This window comes from Vibrio pacinii DSM 19139 (genome assembly GCF_000711795.1).
Taxonomy (GTDB): domain Bacteria; phylum Pseudomonadota; class Gammaproteobacteria; order Enterobacterales; family Vibrionaceae; genus Vibrio; species Vibrio pacinii.
The window spans coordinates 23,719-38,236 of record NZ_JONH01000021.1; the positions used below are offsets into that span (position 1 = coordinate 23,719).

14 protein-coding genes are annotated in these 14,518 nt (G+C 48.0%); 3 read left to right on the top strand and 11 right to left on the bottom strand.

The genetic code is table 11. The annotated features are described in order from the left end of the window. Positions 1-54: 54 nt before the first annotated feature. From BS19_RS13515 to pilM, 5 genes are read right to left on the bottom strand one after another with little or no spacing between them, the layout of a single operon-like run. The gene (locus BS19_RS13515) at positions 55-1,365 is read right to left on the bottom strand and encodes a type IV pilus secretin PilQ (RefSeq protein ID WP_051686537.1); all 1,311 of its coding nucleotides are present in this window, start codon (positions 1,363-1,365) and stop codon (positions 55-57) included. Then, on the bottom strand, positions 1,365-1,757 hold the full coding sequence (locus BS19_RS13520) for a pilus assembly protein PilP (RefSeq protein ID WP_038175916.1): 393 nt from the start codon (positions 1,755-1,757) through the stop codon (positions 1,365-1,367). Before BS19_RS13520 ends, BS19_RS13515 begins: the two co-directional genes overlap by 1 nt. After that, on the bottom strand, positions 1,750-2,307 hold the full coding sequence (locus BS19_RS13525; protein WP_038175917.1) for a type 4a pilus biogenesis protein PilO: 558 nt from the start codon (positions 2,305-2,307) through the stop codon (positions 1,750-1,752). Before BS19_RS13525 ends, BS19_RS13520 begins: the two co-directional genes overlap by 8 nt. Then, a complete protein-coding gene (locus BS19_RS13530; protein ID WP_038175918.1) occupies positions 2,304-2,849 on the bottom strand; it encodes a PilN domain-containing protein in 546 nt (181 codons plus the stop codon). Before BS19_RS13530 ends, BS19_RS13525 begins: the two co-directional genes overlap by 4 nt. Then, positions 2,833-3,780, bottom strand: coding sequence for a type IV pilus assembly protein PilM (pilM, locus tag BS19_RS13535; protein WP_038175919.1), 948 nt, complete (start codon positions 3,778-3,780; stop codon positions 2,833-2,835). Before pilM ends, BS19_RS13530 begins: the two co-directional genes overlap by 17 nt. A gap of 130 nt (positions 3,781-3,910) precedes the next feature. Between pilM and BS19_RS13540 the strand changes: the two genes are divergently transcribed. Continuing rightward, complete coding sequence (locus BS19_RS13540; protein ID WP_038175920.1) at positions 3,911-6,427, top strand: penicillin-binding protein 1A; 2,517 nt, start codon at positions 3,911-3,913, stop codon at positions 6,425-6,427. Between the two features lie 42 nt (positions 6,428-6,469). Here the strand turns inward: BS19_RS13540 and oxyR are convergent, their stop codons facing one another. Continuing rightward, entirely contained in the window at positions 6,470-7,369 is a 900-nt protein-coding gene (gene oxyR / locus BS19_RS13545; protein ID WP_038175922.1) for a DNA-binding transcriptional regulator OxyR, read from the bottom strand. Between the two features lie 165 nt (positions 7,370-7,534). Between oxyR and BS19_RS13550 the strand changes: the two genes are divergently transcribed. Beyond that, complete coding sequence (locus tag BS19_RS13550) at positions 7,535-8,263, top strand: glutathione peroxidase (RefSeq protein WP_038175924.1); 729 nt, start codon at positions 7,535-7,537, stop codon at positions 8,261-8,263. Between the two features lie 66 nt (positions 8,264-8,329). Here BS19_RS13550 and BS19_RS13555 read toward each other — a convergent pair whose 3' ends face one another. Further along, a complete protein-coding gene (locus BS19_RS13555; RefSeq protein ID WP_038175926.1) occupies positions 8,330-8,677 on the bottom strand; it encodes a RidA family protein in 348 nt (115 codons plus the stop codon). Positions 8,678-8,742: 65 nt separating this feature from the next. On the opposite strand from BS19_RS13555, the gene BS19_RS19840 reads away from it, so the two are divergent. Beyond that, positions 8,743-8,994, top strand: coding sequence for a DUF3624 domain-containing protein (locus BS19_RS19840; RefSeq protein WP_084185994.1), 252 nt, complete (start codon positions 8,743-8,745; stop codon positions 8,992-8,994). A 185-nt stretch (positions 8,995-9,179) separates the two neighbouring features. Here BS19_RS19840 and argH read toward each other — a convergent pair whose 3' ends face one another. From argH to argC, 4 genes are all read right to left on the bottom strand, one after another. Then, positions 9,180-11,054 (bottom strand): argininosuccinate lyase, encoded by a 1,875-nt coding sequence (argH, locus tag BS19_RS13560; protein WP_038175928.1) that lies wholly within the window; start codon positions 11,052-11,054, stop codon positions 9,180-9,182. A gap of 249 nt (positions 11,055-11,303) precedes the next feature. Further along, positions 11,304-12,518: an argininosuccinate synthase gene (locus tag BS19_RS13565; RefSeq protein ID WP_038175929.1), complete on the bottom strand. Its 1,215-nt coding sequence runs from the start codon at positions 12,516-12,518 to the stop codon at positions 11,304-11,306. A gap of 117 nt (positions 12,519-12,635) precedes the next feature. Then, a complete protein-coding gene (gene argB / locus BS19_RS13570) occupies positions 12,636-13,427 on the bottom strand; it encodes an acetylglutamate kinase (RefSeq protein WP_038175930.1) in 792 nt (263 codons plus the stop codon). 24 nt (positions 13,428-13,451) lie between these two features. Further along, positions 13,452-14,456 (bottom strand): N-acetyl-gamma-glutamyl-phosphate reductase, encoded by a 1,005-nt coding sequence (gene argC, locus BS19_RS13575; protein WP_038175931.1) that lies wholly within the window; start codon positions 14,454-14,456, stop codon positions 13,452-13,454. Between the last annotated feature and the right edge of the window lie 62 nt (positions 14,457-14,518).

Consider the following 14,518-nt stretch of genomic DNA (forward strand, 5'->3'; position numbering starts at 1 on the left):
TTATCTAGATAAGGTGCGACTAATGCAAATTTATTTTCGTTCAAGATCGATTTCTTACTCAATGATGACGTTCGGAGTCACAAAAATCACCAGTTCACGTTTGCCTATTTTCTGGTAAGTTCGGCGAAATAAGCCACCAAGCAGCGGTAAGTCACCCAATAATGGCACCTTGTCGACACTATCAAATACACTGTGTTGAAAAATCCCTCCCAGCACGATAGTTTCGCCATTCTTCACTAATACTTGTGTTCCGATGCGTTGCGTATCGATCGCCACGGCTTCTCCAGTGCCAGTATTCACCACTTCACCCGGCCTATCTTGAGTGACATTTAAATCGAGCAGCACATGATCCCCTGGCGTGATCTGCGGCGTCACTTTTAAACTCAAGACGGCTTTCTTAAACGCCACATTCGTTGCACCACTGGAGGATGACTCAAGGTAGGGAATTTCGGTTCCTTGTTCAATATACGCCGGCTTTTTATTGGTAGTCATTAAGCTCGGACTCGAAATCACTTCCGCTTTCGATTCGCGCTGCATTGCCGACAGTTCGAGATCCAGTAAGGTATCTGACCCCAACTTCGCCACTTGAAAAGCAATCGATGAAGCATTCACTGCCTGCGCGGCCAGATTGATGTTTAACATCTGATCGATAGTGGCCGAGTCAAGACGAATGCCTTCAATGCTGCCACCGACCTCTGCTCGATGGCCAACATGACTCAAGCCCCAACGAACGCCTAACTCTTCAAGATTGCCTTGATTGATGGTCACAATGCGTGCTTCGATTTGCACTTGCTTGATCGGCACATCAAGCAGCGCCACCATTTTTCGGGTTGCGGCAATCTGCTCTGGATAGTCTCGAATCAGCAAGACATTGGTCCGCTCATCGACCCCTAACGCCCCATGTTCTGATAAAAGGTTAAATCCACTCGACCCTAGCAACACCTGCATCAATTGATCGGCACTGGCATAGTTCACGGCGATCAACTCTGAGTTTAACTTGCTGCCGGCATCAACAGAAAGTTGCTTGGAACCAATCAGCATAACGCCATTTTGCTCATGTTGAGTAAGCCCTTTGACCTCCACCACCGTATCAAGCGCTTGTTGCCAAGTGACCTCAGTCAAACTCAGCGTAAGCTGACCACTGACCGAGTCATCGATGGCAATATTGATATTCTGACTCTGTGCGATAACGCGTAAAGCATCCCGAACTGAGATATCTTGAAAGTTGAATGACAACTTAGCCTGATTATTCGTTATTTCAGCCGCACTTAACTGGCTTACCCACCCAGTGTTCAATAATAAGCACAAACTTGCCAACACGCCGCTGAGCCTTGCTGCTCGACGGTTATCAATAATAGAACGCATTAGTTAAACTCCAGCTTGAATCGTGAATGAGCATGACACCCAAGGCGACTGTCGATTGTGTGTTCGAGCTCGACTTGACGCTCACTGATTGCCACGATCCTGTGTCCCGATTCCAGTCGCTGATTTTTCTGAGCCGTCACCAGCACGCCCGCCGGCGTTTTTAGCAGCGCCGTATAATCACCGTGAGTTTCGAGAACGCCGGCAAGAGTGAATGGCAATGACGTTGCGCGTGGTTGATCGAGCAGCTGACACGGCGACGTTTTAGCGTCTGCCTGAGGTAAGGCAAAAGGATCACGAGTCGGCGTAGTAGCGGCAACGTGGGTTGATTGAGAGCTAACTTGGCTATTGACTGACCACGCACACAGCCACAAGCACACAAGAAGTCTAGTCATTGGCTGTCACCGTCGCATGAGCCTGATAAAACAACGCCTGAGCGCTGAAGCTGATTTGCCCACTGATGTCATCTCGTCGCTGCCACTCGGCATTATCCAAACGCAATAAGGGAGAGCTCTCTGCCACTGCTTGGCAAAACGCCCTAATATCGTGGTACCGGCCCAGCAGCCTAAGTTCAACGCCATCACTGGCCGGATTTGCAGCCAATTCAAGCACCTCTACGCTAAGTTGGTAACGCTGCGCGCTCTGATTGAGCTCAGCGATGGCCATTGAAAAGTGTGACGCGCTCAGCGCTAAATCCGGTGTAAATAATTGAGAGGCATCGCTCTCACTGGTCTCTGTCCGTGCAAACACCAACAATCGGGCCTGTTTATGCTCCGCCGCGAGGATAAGACTCTGCTCACTCTTTTTCGCCGCAATGAACTGTTGGTATTGCGGCAAATGCCATAACCAAGCGATGGGCACATTAATCGCTAACAAAACCACCACGATAAACCCCAGCTGCCGCCCAATCGGCCATGCAACCAACGACTCAAGTTCAATATTCATCGCCTAACAACGCTGTTGAGCAAAACAAAAGAGATCACAAATCGCTGCATGGCTTGCTCATCCGCCACTGAATGGAGTTGTACTTGGTCAATATCTTGCGCTGCAGTGAGGCGCTGTAACAACTCAGTTAATGAACCGTGCCGTACAGTGTTGCCCGTCATCGTGACACGTTCTCCGCGTAGACTGAGCGATTCAAGATGAACGTCGGCAGGAACGACTTCGGCGACACGACGCATTAACCGAGCGGCTTGAGTGCGCTTACCCGCAAACTTCGCTTGCTGCTCAGAATGGGCGAATTGCAACTGGGCCGCTGTTTGCCGCTCGATAGCGAGAGTCAGTTGTTGGTCTAACAGCGTTACTTGCGAAGTTAACTGCTGATTGGCGTGTTGCAACAGCTGAATGTGGCGCTCAAGGTACTCATCAATCAGCCATTGAATACCCACCACCATCAATGCGGCCACGACGAGCATGAGAGAGAAACGACGTTGATGACGGGTAATGAGTTGCTGGCGCCAAGGAAGTAAATTAATCGACTCGGGCATGCTGACGCTCCTGCCACTGACTGGCGCGAAGCGCTAATCCTACTGCCAATGCATAACCGTTACTTGCTTCACTGGTGCTCAGATATTGAAACAGTCTCAAGGGATTAAATGGCTCAACCTTAATCCCAAGCTCACCGCTCAGCTTGGCCGCTAAATCGGGACAATGGTCTGCTTCGCTGCTAAGCCAAATGCCCTTAACCTCGATTTGGTGCAGTGAAGTGAGTCGCTGCATAGCGCTGCGCAATGTCTCACGCAGTGAGTTAACCACTTCTTGTCCATCATTAAGCTGGGTCTCTAAACGCCAAGACTTGGCGTAAACCTCTCCACTTGGCAGTCCAATCGAAAAGCGGCACTGCGCTATAGCGATATCGACTAACAACCAGTCGTAGGCGTGCTGAGATTGTGCCACTTGATGCCAGCATTGATTGAGCGCATAGCTAGCCACATCAGCAACAATCGGTTTAAAATTGGCCTGAGCAATGGCATTACTCAATTCGAGCAAAGGTGCTCTCTTCGTTGCATGAACTCGATAATGCACGCCACCTTGCGTTGTAACATGGTCGCTAACCGAGTAATCAAGACACAGTTGATCGGCCGCGAATGCACATTGACTGGCAAAAGTCTGATATATCGCCAGCTCCCGTTCGGCTCGACTAAACTCGCTATCTATCTGTAATACTTTAGTTATTACTTGATTGTCAGGTATCGCAAATGCCACTTTGTGACTAAATAATGGTAAAGACTTCCTTAGTTCTTTGAGTTTCTTTACAATTTTCTGATAATTTAACCTGTGGTTATCAGCGAGAATGCCCACTTCAATGGGCAAGGTGCGATAAGCCACAAGCGCAAACGCATCCTTGGATGGCTTTATCACTACCGCTTTGATACTGTGGCGGCCGATATCTAGGCCTGTAACCAATGAAATACCCATGTAGCTGGCTCCGTACTATGCTCATTGGTTAAAAATGCGCGCAAACGCACTTAAACCCATTAGGCGAAAATTTTTGGCCTAAAGTACAAGGGTTTGCATACAGTTAACCCCATTAATCAGGGAATATCCGGTGAAGTTCATAAAGCGACTGTTCTTATTCACATTGATTTGCATAATTCTTGGCGTCGGCACCATCTTCGGCTTCTATTTTTATGTCAAACCAGAGCTACCCGATGTAGCCACTCTTAAAGACGTGCAACTGCAAACGCCAATGCAGGTGTTTAGCCAAGACGGCAAGCTGATCTCTCAGTTTGGCGAAAAGCGTCGCATCCCAGTCGCCTACGATGATATTCCCCGCCACCTTACTGAAGCCTTGATCGCGACCGAGGATAGTCGCTTTTACGATCACCCAGGCATCGACCCGATTGGTATTACCCGGGCGGCGGTAGTGGTTGCACTATCAGGTTCAGCGAAACAGGGCGCCAGTACCATTACTCAGCAATTGGCCCGCAACTTCTTCCTCTCGAACGAGAAGAAGATTATGCGTAAAATCAAAGAGATTTTTATTGCTATCCATATCGAGCAGCTGTTAAGCAAGCAAGAGATCATGGAACTGTACGTAAATAAAATCTTCTTGGGTTATCGCTCATATGGCTTTGGCGCTGCCGCGCAAACCTACTTCGGTAAAGAGCTTCAACAATTAACGCTCAGCGAGCTAGCGACCTTGGCGGGAATGCCCAAAGCGCCATCGACCATGAATCCGATCTATTCACTTGAGCGCGCGACCAATCGCCGTAACGTGGTTTTACGTCGCATGCTTGATGAGCAATACATTACTCAGCAAGAGTACGACCAAGCGCGAAATGAAGAGATTGTTGCTCGCTATCACGGTGCAGAGATTGAACTAAGCGCACCTTACGTAGCAGAGCTGGCACGTGCTTGGATGGTAGCGCACTATGGCGAAGAGGCTTACACCTCGGGTATGAGTATCTACACGACGGTTGATTCAAAACTTCAGGCCGCGGCCAATGAATCGGCCATCAATAATCTGTTGACTTACGATCAACGCCACGGCTATCGCGGCGCAGAGAAGGTGTTGTGGTCGGCAAATCAAGCCGCTTTTGATGGCGAAAAAATTGAACAGACCCTAGACAACGTACCGACCTACGGTCAATTGACACCGGCAATTGTTGTTGATGTGCAAGACAAACAAGCGACGGTTTGGGTTAAAGATCAAGGTCAGCAAACTCTTGGCTGGGATGGAATTAAGTGGGCACGTAAGTTCCTCACCGATGACCGTCAAGGCAAAGCGCCAACCAACGCTAAAGAGGTGCTCAACAGTGGTGAGCAAATCTGGGTGCGTCAAGTTGAAATCGATTCAGACGACCAACAGCCAGGTCACGCTTGGCATCTTAGTCAAGTGCCGAATGCTAACACTGCCTTTATTGCGATGAACCCTGAAAATGGCGCGGTTCTGTCGTTGGTCGGCGGCTTTAACTTCATCCATAACAAATTTAACCGTGCGACTCAGTCGGTTCGCCAAGTCGGTTCTAGTATCAAACCATTCATTTACTCCGCGGCAATCGATAAAGGCTTAACACTGGCCACGCTGATCAATGATGCACCGATTAACCAATGGGATAAAAGCCAAGGTACGGCATGGCGTCCAAAGAATTCGCCACCGACTTATGTCGGCCCTACCCGCTTACGTCTGGGCCTTGCCCAGTCGAAGAACGTGATGGCAGTTCGTGTGCTGCGTGAAGTCGGTTTGGATCAAACCCGTGAATACCTGACACGCTTTGGTTTTGATATCGACCAACTGCCTCGCTCAGAGACCATCGCATTAGGGGCGGGAAGCTTAACGCCAATGAAAATGGCTCAAGGTTATTCTGTGTTCGCCAACGGCGGTTACTATGTTGAACCTTTCTATATCAATAAAATAGAAGGCCCTTTTGGTGACTTGGTATTTGAAGCCTCACCGAAAACTATTTGTCAGCATGATTGTGAACAAGCCCCTCAAGCGAGCAACGAATTTGCCGAGCAAGATGTCGACCTTGATAGTGAACAACCGAACTACGCACCGCAAGTGATCACAGAGCAGACCGCTTTCTTAGTCCGCGAGATGATGTACAGCAATATTTGGGGTGGCGGCAACTGGCGTGAAGGCACAGGTTGGAACGGCACAGGCTGGCGCGCTCAACCACTGAAACGTCGCGATATCGGCGGAAAAACCGGTACAACCAATGACTCAAAAGACGCTTGGTATAACGGTTACGGCCCAGGAATGGTCGCGATTGCTTGGGTTGGTTTTGACGATCATAACCGTAATCTCGGGCGGTCCAAACCCAACCCCAACTTAGATAATGACCAAATCTCTGGAGCTGAGGCGGGGGCAAAAACGGCGCAGCCTGCTTGGGTTGACTTCATGCGTATCGCCCTTGATGGGGTACCAGAACGAGATAAAACCATTCCTGATAATATTATCCGCGTACGTATTGACCGGGAATCAGGCTTGCTAACCAATAAGTTTGACTCAAGCTCTATGTTTGAGTACTTCTTAGAGGGCACCGAGCCAACGGAATTCGTCAAAAGTGAAATGACCAACAGCATCTACACCTCTTCGGATGGTGGTGAAGAGCTGTTCTAGGCATAAAAAAGAGGTTGATGATGACATCAACCTCTTTTTGTTTTAATTCTCAAGCTCTGGACTTAAATGCGTTTTGATTGCCGCCGCTAACTGCTCAAAACGGGCACGCAACGGTGAACCGGGGCGATAAGCCAACACAATACTGCGCGATGGTACCGGGTTAACCGCTTTCACGTAGCAAACGCCATCTTTTTGTTTCTCTTTAGGTAATGACAGATCGGGAAGCAAGGTGATCCCTGCTCCAGCGGCAACCATATTGCGCAGTGTTTCTAAACTGGTCGCTTTAAAACGCTCATCATCTTTGGCGCCCGCCGCAAAACAAAAACCCAACGCCTGATCACGTAAACAGTGACCATCACCGAGCGCTAACACCGTGCGACCATTTAAATCGAGCATATCGACCTGATCAAGACTCGCCCACTCATGATCGCTGGGAACAGCAATGCTCAGTGGCTCGTTGTACACCTCGATCTCTTTGAATGGCGCCGTTTCAGCGACAGAAGCCAACACTAAACAATCAAGCTTACCGTCTTCCAACTGACGCACTAACTGCTGCGTCTGCGCTTCATGTAGATAGAGCTCAAGATCTGGAAAACGTTGTTTAAGCATCGGCACAATTTTTGGCAATAGATAAGGCCCCACCGTAGGAATAAAACCAATATGCAGTGGACCAACCATTTCCCCCGCCTGCCCACTGGCCATATCTTTAAACGTTTTGACTTCAGAGAGCACACGTTTGGCTTGATCGACCAATTGCAGGCCAGAATCAGTAAATAACACTCGCCGACTACTGCGCTCAAGCAAAGCGGTACCAATCTCATCTTCTAACTTTCGGATTTGACCACTTAGTGTCGGTTGGCTAACAAAACACGCTTCTGCCGCTTTGCGAAAGTGCTTGTGCTCAGCCAGTGCAACCAAGTATTCAAAGTCGCGGATATTCATTCTCGCCCCACCTCTAAATTAGATAGAAAAAACCTATCGAAACCATAGCATTAAACGATTGTAACTATCAAAGAAATTCTTTAATAATAACCACATCGAAACAGAGTACAATAACTGCAGTTGAAACACTCGTTAGCAACTCACTAGAAATAAAAGGAAACAACTATGTTTGTATCAAAAGAAGGTCAGAACATTCCACAAGTTACTTTCCCAACTCGTCAAGGGGATGCTTGGGTTAACGTCACCACCGACGAGTTGTTTAAAGATAAAACTGTTATCGTATTTAGTTTACCAGGGGCCTTTACACCAACGTGTTCATCAAGCCATTTACCACGCTATAACGAGCTATTCCCGGTGTTCAAAGAGCACGGCGTTGATGCCATTTTGTGTGTCTCGGTCAACGACACTTTCGTGATGAATGCCTGGAAACAAGACCAAGAAGCCGACAACATTACCTTCATTCCTGACGGTAATGGTGAATTTACTGATGGTATGGGCATGCTGGTTGATAAAAATGACTTAGGCTTTGGCAAGCGTTCATGGCGCTACAGCATGTTGGTCAAAAATGGCGTGGTAGAAAAGATGTTTATCGAACCAAATGAGCCTGGCGACCCGTTCAAAGTGTCAGATGCTGACACCATGCTCAACTACATCGCGCCAAATTATAAAACCCAAGAGTCTATCACTGTGTTCACTAAACCTGGCTGTTCATTCTGCGCCAAGGCGAAACAAAGCTTGATTGACCACGGTCTTCAATATGAGGAAGTGGTGTTAGGTAAAGACGCCACCACCGTTAGCTTACGTGCGATCTCTGGTCGCTCAACCGTGCCACAAGTCTTTATCGGTGGTAAACACATCGGCGGTAGCGAAGAGCTAGAAGCCTTCCTCGGTTAACTAGCATAATGATAAGTAGGCTCCTCTCGTCAACAAGAAGGGGCCTACTTTATTACTGCGCCGCGGTTACTTTTGTGCGGCTATCACTGAAATCTCCACCAGCAGAGCCTCGCGGGCCATATCGGCGGTTACACAAGCCCTAGCGGGGGCATAACCCTCAGGTACCCATGCATCCCAAACGGCGTTCATTGCTTGGAAGTCTTGCATATCTTTTAGATAAATCGTCGCTGACAGCATATGCTGTTTGTCACTTCCGGCTTCAAGCAGTAATTCCTCGACTTTGTCTAACATAGTTTGCGTCTGCTCAGTAATCCCTTGAGTTGCATCTGCACACACTTGACCACAAAGATAAATCGTTCCGTTATGTTTTACGATGCGGCTCATACGCGGCTTGATTTGTTGGCGTTCGATCATTTTTATCACTTTCCGGTTAGTTGGGATATGCTATGACCAGTAATGTTACCTAATTAGTCACAGCCATGACATGTAAACCGTGTAAAAATAGCGCTTGGTTTTGGAACAAAATTGGCCGCTGCCAACGCTGTATGGATCAACTGACGGTCTTATCCGTTGCCTGCTGGATCGTTTGGTGGGTGTGGTGTCGCGACAATCCAGAGACGATTGAGTCAATTGCATTGATCTTTGCCGGATTCGCCTTCAATGGATTACTGTTTTTGCACCTGTGGATGCGTTTCGTTATCTTGCCTTGGCGGCGGCGTAACGGAAAGTAAAAAAATATCCAACACATTGAATTACAGGCATAAAAAAAGCCCCAAAGCCAATATATGGTTTGGGGCCTTCTTAGATTCTTCTAAGAAAAAGCAGTGGTACTTTAATAGACCGAGCTTTTTCTCAATAGTTCCCAAAATAATCGATCTTTTTTGATCTTTTATTCGTCACTTTACTATTCAACCAGTTACGCAACATTCACTCGTGCGATGGCTTGCTCAACCAGATTGACTTCTAACGCGACTTCATCGCACGCATGTTGTCGTGGGCACTGTTCACAATCTTTAAGTACTTTCTCTGGCAATAAAGATTTCGAGGTTGGCAAGAAAGATTGCTTCATGAAGAACTCAGGAGTACGCGTTAACACAAACACTTTCTTAATCGCCATCTGACGCGCTTTGTCTACTAAGTAGTGCACAATAGCGCTACCTTGCCCTTGACCTTGCCACCCAGCCTCTACTCCAAGTGAGCGAATTTCGGCCAACCCAGAATCATAAACATAGAGCGAGGCACAACCCGTCACTTCACCATGATGCTCAGCGACCGCAAACGAGCCGATATCGCGCACCAGTTCGCTACGCGAGCGTGGTAAGTTTTCGCCCATGTTGGCCCAGTACGTAACCATGCCTTCGAGCGCTTCGATGTCGGTTAAACGCGCCGGACGGACATTGACCGCCGAAGTATCACGCTTAATTAAACGCCCTTCCGCTTGCTCTACCGCGTACGCAACCTGTTTTGGCGATACACCACCCAGTGCGCTACGCTTTTCAAGACACGACTCTATGGTCAGAATATCGTAGACGTCCGCTTCAATCACCGCGGAAAACTCTTTTAGCTCATCGAGTGAGAGCTCTTCAAGCGCACAACCTTTCGCGATGGCTCCCACGACGGCAACGCCAACAATATGGTGCGCTTCACGAAATGGAATGCCTTTCGCAACAAGGTAATCCGCCAACTCTGTCGCATTCGCATAGCCTTGCTTAGCCGCTTCTAACGTACGCTCACTATTGACTTTAATACCATCGAAACAGAGCGCCGCCATTTCCATACAGTCGTTCCAAGTATCGAGCGCATCAAACAGCCCTTCCTTGTCCTCTTGCATATCTTTGTTGTACGCCAATGGCAATGCTTTTACCGTCATCATCATCGCCGCCATTGCGCCATAAACACGGCCAGTTTTGCCACGAATCAGCTCAAGAGCATCGGGGTTTTTCTTTTGTGGCATCAAAGAGGAACCAGACGTGACAGTATCAGCCAGTTCAATAAAATTCGATTCGCCAGAATTATAGAAAATCATATCTTCAGCAAGACGCGATAGATGCAACATAGAGATAGAAGCTACTGACATGAGCTCCATCACATGGTCACGATCTGAGACCGAGTCGAGCGAGTTACGCGTCGCACGGCGAAAGCCTAAGTTATGCGCCACTTGCTCACGATCAATCGGGTATGCAGTTCCGGCAAGAGCACCTGAACCAAGCGGACAAGTATCTAAACGCTTAATCGCATCATCAAGGCGGCTAAAATCGCGCTCAAACATTTCTACATACGCCAAACACCAGTGAGCAAAAGTGACTGGCTGGGCACGTTGCAAATGGGTATAGCCTGGTAGCACCGTCTCTTGGTGCTGCTTAGCCACTGCAACCATTTGCGCTTGCAAGCGGTCAAGCGCCATCAGTAATTGCTGGCCTTGCTGACGACACCACAGCTTAAGGTCCGTCGCAACCTGATCGTTACGTGAACGGCCGGTGTGGAGTTTCTTGCCGAGGTCGCCGACTTTACTGATCAGTTGTTGCTCAACCCAAGAGTGGATATCCTCGGCATCAGAACGTAAAATCTGATGTGGGTCTTCCATCACTTCAAGCTTCAGCTCATTGAGCGCCAACTCGAGTTTTTGCTGCTCTTCTTCATTAAGAACATTGACCGATAGCAACGCTTTTGACCAAGCAATTGAGCCAACAATATCTTGCTCAGCTAATCGGTAATCGAAGCGCAACGAATCGTTAAATTCTTTGAATCTTGTGTCTGCTGCTTGGGTAAATCTTCCGCCCCATAATGCCATTGCGTCTCTCCTGATTACCTGTGCTCACGATGAATGCGAGGTGTAATATTGCTCTAATTAACTCTGAATCGAATTCAGTATTTTATGATGGTTCAAACTTACGGCAAAACCGAACAAAAATAAAGTATAAATTCATTATTTTTACATATTTATTCACGAAAGATCTTTGTTATAAATAACGATGAACAAAAATAGAAAAAGCCCACTTGAGTATCAAATGGGCTTTTAAGTAAACGGACTAATTAGGCGTTATTTTTTCAAATTGTTTAAGGCACGAATACGGCTTGATAGTGAGTACAGACGGATAAAGCCTTCTGCATGACTCTGGTCATAGACTTCATCTTCACCGAAGGTTGCAAATTGTTCGCAGTACAGGCTGTTGTCTGAACGTTTCTGCGTCACTGTGGCCTGGCCTTTATAAAGTTTCACCACCACTTCACCGTTAACGTCCTGAGCTAACTCTTCTGAGGCAGCAAGGATAGACTTACACAGTGGGGTAAACCAGCGACCATCATAAACAAGGTGAGACGCTTTCACGCCAAGCTCTTCGCGGAACTCAAATGAAGTTTTATCCAGCACGAGCTGCTCGACGGCACGCAGAGCTTCCATCATGATGGTACCGCCCGGAGTTTCGTAACAACCACGAGACTTCATGCCGACCAGACGGTTTTCTACGATATCGATACGGCCAATACCGTGTTTGGCACCTTTTTCATTGAGGTAAACCAAGGCGTTGTATGGCGTCATAGCCTCACCATCAACACCAATCACTTCGCCTTTTTCCACTTTCAAAGTGACGTATTCAGCTTCGTTAGGTGCTTGCTCTGGATCAACTGTCCAAGCCCAGCAATCTTCGTTCGGTGCGTTCCATGTCTGTTCAAGCACACCACCTTCAGTGGAAATGTGCCATGCGTTAGCGTCACGCGAGTAAATTTTAGTCAGTGAGGCACTGCATGGAATATTACGTTCAGCAAGGTAATCCAAGCACTCTTCACGACTTACCAAGTCCCACTCACGCCAAGGTGCAATCACATGTAGATCAGGAGCCAATGCCGCAAAAGCACCTTCAAAACGTACTTGGTCATTACCTTTACCGGTACAACCGTGACACAATGCGTCAGCACCAACTTGACGTGCCACTTCAACCTGCGCTTTGGCAATAATTGGACGCGCCATTGAAGTGCCTAGTAAGTACTTACCTTCGTAGTAAGCGCCAGTTTTAAGCGTTGGGTAGATATAGTCTGCAACCATTTCTTCTTTAAGATCAGCAATGTAACACTCTGATGCCCCTGACGCTTTCGCTTTGGCTTCGATACCTTCTAGCTCTTCTGCACCTTGACCCACATCGGCAACAAATGCCACCACTTCACAATCATAATTCTCTTTTAGCCATGGAATAATCACTGATGTATCCAGACCGCCAGAGTATGCGACAACTACTTTATTTACTTGAACTTTGCTCATTTTCTTTCTCCAATTCCCGGCGCTGCGCTTGGCGGTCAGTGCCACGGGTTACTGCTTATGTCTGTTTATTGGAATCAACGCGTTAGCGCTGACTCTGTATTCGTTAGTTAGTATTCACTACTTAGGTAGAAACTGGGTTCCAATGCTTTTCCCTGCGAACAGGTCAACCAGCTTGTCTGGGTAACGCCAAGTCGCCACTTCAATAGGTCGACCTAAATCGTTAGCCGCTTCGAGTGCCGCGTTCACTTTGACTATCATGCCGTCAGTAATGACATGGCCAGTAATCAAGCTTTGCGCCTGCTTCTCATCAAGGCTTTTGATTAAATGCCCTTTACCGTCCAATACGCCACTGACATCAGAGAGCAGAACCAACTCTGCATCCAATGCGCCAGCAACTGCGACAGCCGCTTGGTCAGCATTCACATTCATCATCTGTCCTTGTGACGTGAGTCCGATAGAGCTAATGATCGGCAGTGCGCCAGTGTCTAGCACCGCTTGCAAAACTGCAGAATCACCTGGCGTTGCTTTGCCAACCGCGCCAAGCTCAGGATCCAACTCTTCAACCTGGCATAAACCACCATCAGCAAGGCTCAAGCCGACCGCATTAAGGCCGTTTTTGATCGCCTGACCTTGCAGTATTTTGTTGGCCGTGCCTGCCAAGGCCCCTGCGATAACAGGAATTTGATCATAAGGCGTGACACGCAAGCCTTGTTTCTTGACCGTTTTCAGCTGCAATTGAGCCATCAGATCGTCCACCAGATAACCGCCACCGTGGACGATCACAATTCGTCGCTGAGCTTGCTTCTGATAGTTGGCAATCGCGCCAAATACCTGGCTTAACGTCTCAGTACACGACAGTGCAGCACCGCCTAATTTGATCACTAATGGTGTCAATTTGTTATCTGTCATCACTTGTTCCTTGCTGCTCTTTAACTACACGAGAGCAGTGAGTTCTGGGAATCCGTAGTGGATGTTTAAACATTGCATCGCTTGACTCGATGCGCCTTTTAGCAAGTTATCAATCGCAGAAACTACGATGATATGCTTGCCCTGAACCTTCCAACCAATATCGCAGAAAGGGGTATTTTCTACATTCTGTAATCTTGGCAGTGCTTGATTGAGTAGGCGCACTGCCGGTTTACCTTGATATGCGTGAATAAAGGCATTCTCGACCTGCTGTTGCGTCACCCCTTGCGCGAGTTTCATGGTGATAGTGGCGAGAATTCCACGCTTAAAATTGCCCAAATGCGGAGTAAAAATCACATCAGTGGCAAGGTGAGTGGCGATCTCTGGTTGATGACGATGACTAAACACACCATATGGCTGCAAACTCACTTCGCAGAAACTGTTGGTCATCGACGCTTTTCTCCCTGCGCCTGTCACACCACTAGTGGCATTAATTACCGGCCACTGAGTACTATCGATTAAGCCTTCGACCAGTAACGGTTTGATCGCCAACTGAGAGGCAGTTGGATAACACCCTGGCACCGCGATCAACTGGCTGTGCTTAATGCCTTGGCTATTCCATTCAGCAAGCCCATATTCGGCTTGGTCAAGCCAAGTTTCATGCTGGTGTTCAAAACCATAAAACTCGCTATAAAAACCTTCTTGCTGGACACGGAAAGCGCCAGAAAGATCGAAAACTTGGCAGCCGTGCTCAAGAAAAATGGGGGCCAGATCGTGACTGACTTCATGCGCCGTCGCCAAGAACACCACATCACATGCGCTGGCAACCGCGTCGACATCTGTCAATGCTTCGACCTGATGCGACACTAAACCCGCTAATCTGCCGTGTAACTCTGAGATTGTTTTACCTGCATCTAAACTATTGGCGGACACATATAAACCTGTTAGCGTAAGTTCAGGGTGTTTGTGCACCATCAGAGCCAGTTCTGCCCCGGTGTAACCGCTTGCGCCTATGATTGTGGTTTTGAGCATCTCAGACATCCATTTTGACCTAAAAACGCCGCTCGAAGAGTGACTATAAATTTAAAATATTT

Bases quoted from the DNA above. Each gene is read 5' to 3' on its own strand.
- BS19_RS13515 (WP_051686537.1), bottom strand. From the start codon at position 1,365: ATGCGTTCTATTATTGATAACCGTCGAGCAGCAAGGCTCAGCGGCGTG.
- BS19_RS13520 (WP_038175916.1), bottom strand. From the start codon at position 1,757: ATGACTAGACTTCTTGTGTGCTTGTGGCTGTGTGCGTGGTCAGTCAAT.
- BS19_RS13525 (WP_038175917.1), bottom strand. From the start codon at position 2,307: ATGAATATTGAACTTGAGTCGTTGGTTGCATGGCCGATTGGGCGGCAG.
- BS19_RS13530 (WP_038175918.1), bottom strand. From the start codon at position 2,849: ATGCCCGAGTCGATTAATTTACTTCCTTGGCGCCAGCAACTCATTACC.
- pilM (WP_038175919.1), bottom strand. From the start codon at position 3,780: ATGGGTATTTCATTGGTTACAGGCCTAGATATCGGCCGCCACAGTATC.
- oxyR (WP_038175922.1), bottom strand. From the start codon at position 7,369: ATGAATATCCGCGACTTTGAATACTTGGTTGCACTGGCTGAGCACAAG.
- BS19_RS13550 (WP_038175924.1), top strand. From the start codon at position 7,535: ATGTTTGTATCAAAAGAAGGTCAGAACATTCCACAAGTTACTTTCCCA.
- BS19_RS13555 (WP_038175926.1), bottom strand. From the start codon at position 8,677: ATGATCGAACGCCAACAAATCAAGCCGCGTATGAGCCGCATCGTAAAA.
- BS19_RS19840 (WP_084185994.1), top strand. From the start codon at position 8,743: ATGACATGTAAACCGTGTAAAAATAGCGCTTGGTTTTGGAACAAAATT.
- argH (WP_038175928.1), bottom strand. From the start codon at position 11,054: ATGGCATTATGGGGCGGAAGATTTACCCAAGCAGCAGACACAAGATTC.
- BS19_RS13565 (WP_038175929.1), bottom strand. From the start codon at position 12,518: ATGAGCAAAGTTCAAGTAAATAAAGTAGTTGTCGCATACTCTGGCGGT.
- argB (WP_038175930.1), bottom strand. From the start codon at position 13,427: ATGACAGATAACAAATTGACACCATTAGTGATCAAATTAGGCGGTGCT.
- argC (WP_038175931.1), bottom strand. From the start codon at position 14,456: ATGCTCAAAACCACAATCATAGGCGCAAGCGGTTACACCGGGGCAGAA.